This window comes from Thalassospira xianhensis MCCC 1A02616 (assembly GCF_003326475.1).
GTDB classification, from domain to species: domain Bacteria; phylum Pseudomonadota; class Alphaproteobacteria; order Rhodospirillales; family Thalassospiraceae; genus Thalassospira; species Thalassospira xianhensis.
On record NZ_JPWA01000045.1, the window covers coordinates 26,275 to 33,311 of the forward strand.

6 protein-coding genes are annotated in these 7,037 nt (G+C 57.2%); 1 reads left to right on the plus strand and 5 read right to left on the minus strand.

What is annotated here, in order from left to right; genetic code table 11:
• Positions 1–24: 24 nt before the first annotated feature.
• Positions 25–576, plus strand: a complete 552-nt coding sequence (locus tag TH5_RS22725) for a sarcosine oxidase subunit gamma (RefSeq protein ID WP_114123802.1) — start codon at positions 25–27, stop codon at positions 574–576.
• Positions 577–632: 56 nt separating this feature from the next.
• Here the strand turns inward: TH5_RS22725 and TH5_RS22730 are convergent, their stop codons facing one another.
• The 5 genes from TH5_RS22730 to TH5_RS25720 form a co-directional block, all read right to left on the minus strand.
• Positions 633–2,795 (minus strand): site-2 protease family protein, encoded by a 2,163-nt coding sequence (locus TH5_RS22730; RefSeq protein WP_114123796.1) that lies wholly within the window; start codon positions 2,793–2,795, stop codon positions 633–635.
• A gap of 4 nt (positions 2,796–2,799) precedes the next feature.
• On the minus strand, positions 2,800–4,128 hold the full coding sequence (locus TH5_RS22735; RefSeq protein ID WP_114123797.1) for an efflux RND transporter periplasmic adaptor subunit: 1,329 nt from the start codon (positions 4,126–4,128) through the stop codon (positions 2,800–2,802).
• A gap of 50 nt (positions 4,129–4,178) precedes the next feature.
• Positions 4,179–4,973: an efflux RND transporter periplasmic adaptor subunit gene (locus TH5_RS22740; protein WP_167443637.1), complete on the minus strand. Its 795-nt coding sequence runs from the start codon at positions 4,971–4,973 to the stop codon at positions 4,179–4,181.
• Positions 4,974–4,984: 11 nt separating this feature from the next.
• Positions 4,985–6,517, minus strand: a complete 1,533-nt coding sequence (locus TH5_RS22745; protein WP_167443638.1) for a TolC family protein — start codon at positions 6,515–6,517, stop codon at positions 4,985–4,987.
• Between the two features lie 267 nt (positions 6,518–6,784).
• The coding region (locus tag TH5_RS25720; RefSeq protein ID WP_208638522.1) for a hypothetical protein at positions 6,785–7,037 on the minus strand (253 nt) is incomplete at its 5' end.

The following is a 7,037-nucleotide window of genomic DNA, read 5'->3' on the forward strand; positions in this document are numbered from 1 at the left end:
GTCATACAAGCGGAGATGACTGCAATGACTGCACATATCGACCTGTCCAAAGCCGGGATACTGGCCGAAAGCTCCGCCGTGCGTGTAGCACTTCTGCCCCCTGTCGCCCGCTTTTCGCTTCGGGCCGCAACGCCCGAACAGAAAGCCCTGTCAAAGGCACTGGGCATAACCCTTCCGGCCAAAATCGGCCAGTGCGGGCGCAAAGGGGATATTGAAATCATATGCCTTGGCCCGGACGAATGGACGATCATCGCCCCCGAAGATCAGGCAGGAATGATCACCGATGCCTGTGCGGCAATTTATGCCAAAACCCCGCACAGCCTGACGGAAATTTCCGACCGCGAGGTTACCGTGCGGATCACAGGCCCTAAGGCCAGCGACCTTATCACCATCGGATGCCCACGTGACCTTGATCAGCTCCCGGTCGGCGAAGCCCGCCGCACGGTCTTTGATGGTGTCACGACGGTGCTGTGGCGGGATGGCGATCAGGATTACCGCCTCGATCTCTGGCGCTCCTTCGCCCCGCACGTCATCGCCCTTCTGGAAACGGGTTGCGGTGAACTGGCGGGCGAATAACCCGATGCCCTTATATGGGCAAAGGACTTTCTGGCTGATCTCGCGTCAGCCATCCCTCAGAAACTCGCCTCTCTAATAAGGCCTGCAACGACCGCCTCGTAAAGGCGGCGTGCCCAGCTCATGGGTTCTGCGTCAATCTGTAACGTGCCGCGCTGCATCATGGAAAAGTCCGTCTGAACCGGGGTGTTTTCCTTGCCCGTTGCAACGATCCCCTCCACCTTGAAGACAGGATCATGTGGTGTATAGCGGCCCTCCCTGTCAACCGTCGCCGCAATTGTGCCGCCATGGACCGCGGCAAGTGCAGGTGCCTCTATATAAGTGCTGTTAAACCGCTCGACCGTCCCGATCCCGATGTCAAGAACGGGTTGCGTAACCTGTTCGGGATAGAACTTTGCCGAAGGCTCGTTTCCAATCCGGGCAATATCGCGCTGGGAGACATAGGCAATGACTTCCCATGACGACCGTTCACTGGCGCCGACAATCCGCGCAATCGGGGTGCGCGGTGCGATCCAGTCGCCAACCCGGAGATCCTCGGTCAATTCACGAACAAAGCCGTCTATCGGTGCCCGCAGGGTCAAAAGATCCTGACGGGCTTCCAGTGCAACGATCCGGGCGGCCAGACGGCGCATTTCCTGAAGACGGGTGGCATAGTCGCCAAGATCATCCCGGCTTGCCTCGGTTTGCGCCAGCAATATCCGCGCCTCGGCAAGTTCCAGTTCGCGGATACGGTGTTCGGCATCAAGTTCCAGCGCGCTCAGGATGGCAATCGTATCCCCGGCACGGACCCGGTCCCCTTTTTTAACCGTGATTTCGGCAATCTGGCCTGCAACCGTGCTGATGATTTCCGCATCATTGCCGGCCTGAAGCACCGCATCTGCCGAAACACGTGATTGCCACGGCACGAATGTCAGAACGGCCAGCACCAATAATAGCAATCCGGTCGCGACCAGAGACGGTGTTGCTTTTGCCAAATGGCGATCTTTCCACCAGTGTTTCATTTCGCTGAAAACCGGAATGACGATGAACCACGCGATTTCGACGACAAAAAGGATAATGCCGAGAACCTTGAAGAACAGGTGGTAAACGACAAGCGCAATGCCAAGAAACAGAAAGAAGCGATAAATCCACACCGAAATCGCAAAAACCGTCAGCATCCGCCGCTTTTTTCGCGGCATCGGTTCCGGGGCCGGATGCCCGAACCGGAAAAGCATTTCGCGGATCGTCCATTTGGCCATTGCAAAGGACCGGTTTTGCAGATTGGCAATACCCAGAAAATCCGACAGCAGATAATAACCGTCAAACCGCATGAAAGGGCTTAGATTGATCAGAAGTGTTGTGATCCAGGTGGTCGTCGCCAGCAGGAACACGGCACTTTGCAAGGGCCCCGGCGGGACAATATGCCAGAAAAAAGTCGCCAGCAGCGCAAGTGCGAGTTCAACCCGGATACCGGCCGCCGCAATACGCAGCCTTTTTTCCTTGCTGATGATCCGCCACGCATCGGATGTATCGGTATAAAGCACCGGATACATCACCAGAAAGGCAACCCCCATCGACGGAACCCGGCAGCCATAGCGCGCCGCACTATAGGCATGCCCGAATTCATGAAGGATTTTGGCCAGGGTCAGGGTAATGGCCATCCACACCACGCCCTGCCAGTTGGCAAAGCCCATGAATGTCGACACAAACAGGTCCCATTGGCGCAATGTCAGAAAAATGCCGATGATGCCCAGAAACAGTACGCCCAACTGAACAGGTCGCGATGCAATCACATCGGCAATGGCCTGGGTTCTGCGCAGGAAACCGTCCGGATGAACCAGCGGGACGCGAACAAAAAGGTAATTATGGATCGCCCATTTCCAGAAGGGCGGTTTGCCGGCATTGGCAATGCGCGAAAACTCGGCCACGGTCTCGCTGCTGTCACGCTGCAACAGACCATTGCCATGCAGGAACTTTATCAGTCCGCTCAGCGATGCCGCGTCAACGCTCAGAACCGTATCGCGGCAAATCCGGTCAATGATCGCCTGCCCCTGCCGCAACGGCCACCGGCGCAACATCTCAAACGCGGCATAACCGATCCGGAAATAGCGGTTGCGCACCGGGTCATGGATCGTCCAGCACGGCGCGCCATATTCATCCGTTCCGGCGGGCAGAAGTCGCAGGTCTTCGCGAAGCGGCGGTACAACCATATCCTTTGCCTGATCCTGCGATGCGATTGCCATCCGCTCAGAACCCGATCATCTGGCGCAGGGCCGAAAGCGGCCGACGGAAAAGGAACAGCGCCAGGGGAACATGATCCCCCATGATCTTGGCCGATCCCTTCAAACCGATACGGGGAATGTCATCCGGGCTGTCGAAACGCGCCACCGCCTGATAGGCCAATATGCCTTCGGGCGTTTCCTTTGGCTGATAGGCGGCATATTCAAGCGTTGCATCAACCGAACCAAGCGGATCAGCATCCAGAAACAGCCGGACTTCCGCCCCCGATTGCAGGGCGATGGCATCGGAAACCGGAATGGAAATACCAAGTTCGGCGGCATCGGGGGCGGCAATGGCCATGACCTGTTCACCGGTTGAAACAGGTCGCCCCCGCCAGTCATTGGAATCACTGAAAATGGCGATGCCCGATTGCGGTGCCCTGACCTCAACCTGGGAAAGCTGATAGCGGCTGAATTCGGCCTGTTCCTGACGCAGGGCCAGACGGGTCTGCGACAGGGCAACTTCGGCACGGCCTTTGGCGTCACCAAATGCCTGCTGCGATGCACGGCGCAGTTCGGCCTCGGCGGTATCCACCGCACGCAGGGCTATTTCATAATTCGCCCGGAATTCCGCATCCTCGAAGGAAAACAGAAGATCGTCCTTTGCCACCGGTGCGTTCGGGCGGACGTGGATTTCGCGAATAACGCCGGTGATCGGGGCGGCAATCATGACCGGATCACGTGGCATGACTGTCGCAGGCGCGATAATGCTTTGCCGAACCGGGATCGACAGCACAATGACAAGACCGATCAAAACCCCGGCCACAACAGCCCGCCGTTTTTTCCCGGCCTCAAACAACCCGCCCCGCCTTTTGCGCGGGCGAAGCGCATTCCACGCATGGCCAAGCGCATCGGTCAGTTGTTCGACAAGAAGAAGCTCCCCGTCCTGCCATTCCGGGGCCCGGATCAGTAACAGAAGGCCAAGCGGCGTACCGTCCGGCGCAAGAACCGGCTGGGAAAGGATATTGTCCTGAAGAAACTCCCGCCAGTCCGCTTCGAAATCAGCACCATCCGCTGAACGCGAAAATGTCCTTTTCTGATCGGCCCGGATATTCCGATTGGCAAGTTTTTCGACAAACCGGATATAGGGGGCATTGCGATCCACCGTCGGCACGTTCGAGACAGCCACCACGCGCAATTTCCCGTCCAGCCCATGCGAAAGCAATACCGCCTGCTGATAGGAAATCAGACGGCGCGTCTCGGTGACGGCGACGAACTGAAGTGCGGTCATATCCCGGGCCTGACGGATGGATTTTTCAATGCCCAGCAAAATTGCGGATGCTGTGATGGTACTCATTTTACCCGTCGGTTCTGGTCGCGCGCGGCTTGATCCTGTGCCCGAAGCCGTCAGGATTCCGGTTCAAAAACAGCAACACCGCTCATGCCCGGCAACAGCTTTCCGGCATCGCCATTTATGGCTGCAAAGACTTTAACCGTCTGGCTGACCGGGTCAATATCGGCACCGATCCTTTCGGTGGTTGCCGCAATGACCGATCCCGTTTCCTCGATCCGTGCCTTGAAGCTCTGCCCGGTTGAAAGCCATGACAGCCAGCTTGACGGCACGATCAGTTCAAGTTCGAGATTGCCCGAACCGATGATTTCCATCAGTTCATCACCGGGATTGGCAATCTGATAAGGTTGGCTCAGCCATTGGACGACAGCCCCGTCATAGGGTGCCGTGATCTTGCAGCGGTCAAGATACACATCCTGAAGCTGCAACTGCGCAAGTGTCCGGTCCCTTGCGGCTTCGGCCATGACGACATCAAGCTCGCCGACACTGCGCAATTCAAACAGACGTTTTTGCGATTTCAGTTGGGCATCGGCCTGGCGATAATCGGCTGCCGCGGTTGCGCGCTGTGCCTTGTAGGCCGCACAATCAAACGAAATCAGCAGATCGCCTTTCCTGAATGCCTGCCCCGGACGGACCGCCATCCTGTCAATTCTGGCGGCAAGTTCACCGGCAAGAACGGCCCGATCCTGCGTGGTCACCAGAACCCGTGTTTCGAGGGGATCCGTTCTTTCCTGCGCGTCTGCTGAAACCGGTAACAAAAAAGCCGAAACCGCAAGCATGCAGAACATGCTTGCGGCGGCGGTAAATTTGCGGCCCGGACCGTCAATCCGATATCCGCGCAACGACGTCATGGCAAAAAGCATCACTGAACAGCGGCCTGCTTCATTTCATTTTCTGCCACCGGGCCTTTGTCCCCTTCGGCCACGGTAACCGGTGCATCATAATCCCCCTGGTTCCAGCGCGTCAAAACCTCGCCCACGCTCCGGGCAAGGGTATCGACCGAATCATCGGGGATATCATTCGGGAACGGATCGGCACCGATCGACGCAAACAGACGGCCATAGGATGCCTGCATGTCGGCATAGGCCATATCGCGTTGCAGATTGCTCAGCAACGCCCGGACATCGGCCCGGATCGCCTGCCCTTCACCGACCGCATTGGCCGACTGGCTGGCATTGACGGTTTCCGATATCTGGTCCTGCACCGATGCAATCCGGTCGGTCAGTTCATAATCGCGTTTGGCAAAGGCAAACCGCAATTGCGCAATATTGACCTGACTGATGACCGCCATGCTCAATGCAAGACGGCGCACTTCCGAAAGCTCGATCTGACTGTCGGCAAGGCGCATGTTTGCCGGTGCCTTGAACAGCTGCATCAGGTTCCATGAAAGATCAAGCGATCCCTCGTACCAGTCGGAATTGACCTTGTAGCTGTCGGTCGTGTGATTGATACCGGCACTGAAATTAAGCCCCGGCACCATCTGCACGATGGCAATCTTTGCTTCCTGCTGATTGATCCGCAACTGATAGGCTTCCGAACGCAGTTCCGAACGGTTTTTCAGTGCTTCCAGTTCAAGTTGCTCGGAAGTCATCGCCAGAACCGGCATCGGGCCACTGTCGGGTTCAACAGCGGCCTCGACCGTAAAGTCACTATCGGGATGAATATTCATCAGAACGGCAAGCTCGGTGCGCGCTTCAACCAGCTGACGCTGGCGGGTTTCAAGCTCGCGCAGGGTCAGCAGAAGGTCTTCCTGATAGGTCAGCGCATCAAGCGGCGCACCAACCCGTTCACGCACCTGCGTTTCCGAACGCGAAAGTGCCGTACGAACCTTTTCCAGTACCGGTTTGAACTGCACCAGCGCCCGTTCGGCCGCAGCCGCGCGCCAATAGGCACTGCGCGTATCATTGATAACGTTATGGATCACCTGGCGACGGCGTTCCTTGACGATAAGCGCCATGTCCGCCTGCTGATGGGCACGCATGTAGCCGATGGCAAAATCCAGAACATTCCAGCTTACCGTCAGGTCGCTATCGCGGATTTTCTTGTCCGAACTGATCGAGGTAGAAGTCTTGTCCTCGTTAAAAGTGGAATCCGGACGGCTACGCTGCGTCCAGCCCGAACTGGCAACAACATCCGGCAGAAGATTGACATTGGCAACGTCAAGCTGCCCCATCGCCACCGCTTCTTCCATCAGTTTCAGCCGGTGATCGAGGTTGTATTTAAGTGCGCGCGCAATCGCTTCTTCAAGCGTCAGCGGACCGTTGATCTTTTCCTGTTTTTCAAACAGGCGCGCCAGATCCTTTTCCACGCGCGCATTGTTTTCTGTCACCGTCAACGGCTCTGGCGCAACGGCACAGGCCGATAACAATGCCGCCGTTGTCAGTGCGACAGCCACATTCCGCCATTTTCGGAAAGTCCCGGGAAACTTCAAAGCACGATTAACCAAGACGGTATTCCCCCAAGTAAATTCAAATTCCCGAATATCTGCCCGATACATATCCGGTAATCCGTTGCATCATCCGGGCCTGCTCCGGTTCTGTCCAGAAACCGCAGCATCCCTGTTCCCATATTGCCCCGCGCCTGGTTCTTCACAACCGGTCGGGGCATTTTTCAATCCGGCGGTCAGACAGGTTCGACCGCCCGGAAATCATCAATCAAATCGTCACGCCGGAATACGATAGGTGCCCAGAACCTGATCAAGCAGCATCGTCTCCATTTCGGCGGCATCGCCAAAGGCCGCCAGTTGCACACTGAAATCTTCAAGCGCTTTGGCCAGTTCCGCCTCGCCCTTGCCATCGCTCATGGCCTGATCGCCACCGCCGTCGCCCGTGGATGTCTCACCTGTGCCACCTTCGGTGCCCGGGCCCTCGCCCCCGGGTGAAGGCGCTCCCAGAATACCGTCATTGCCACCAGGC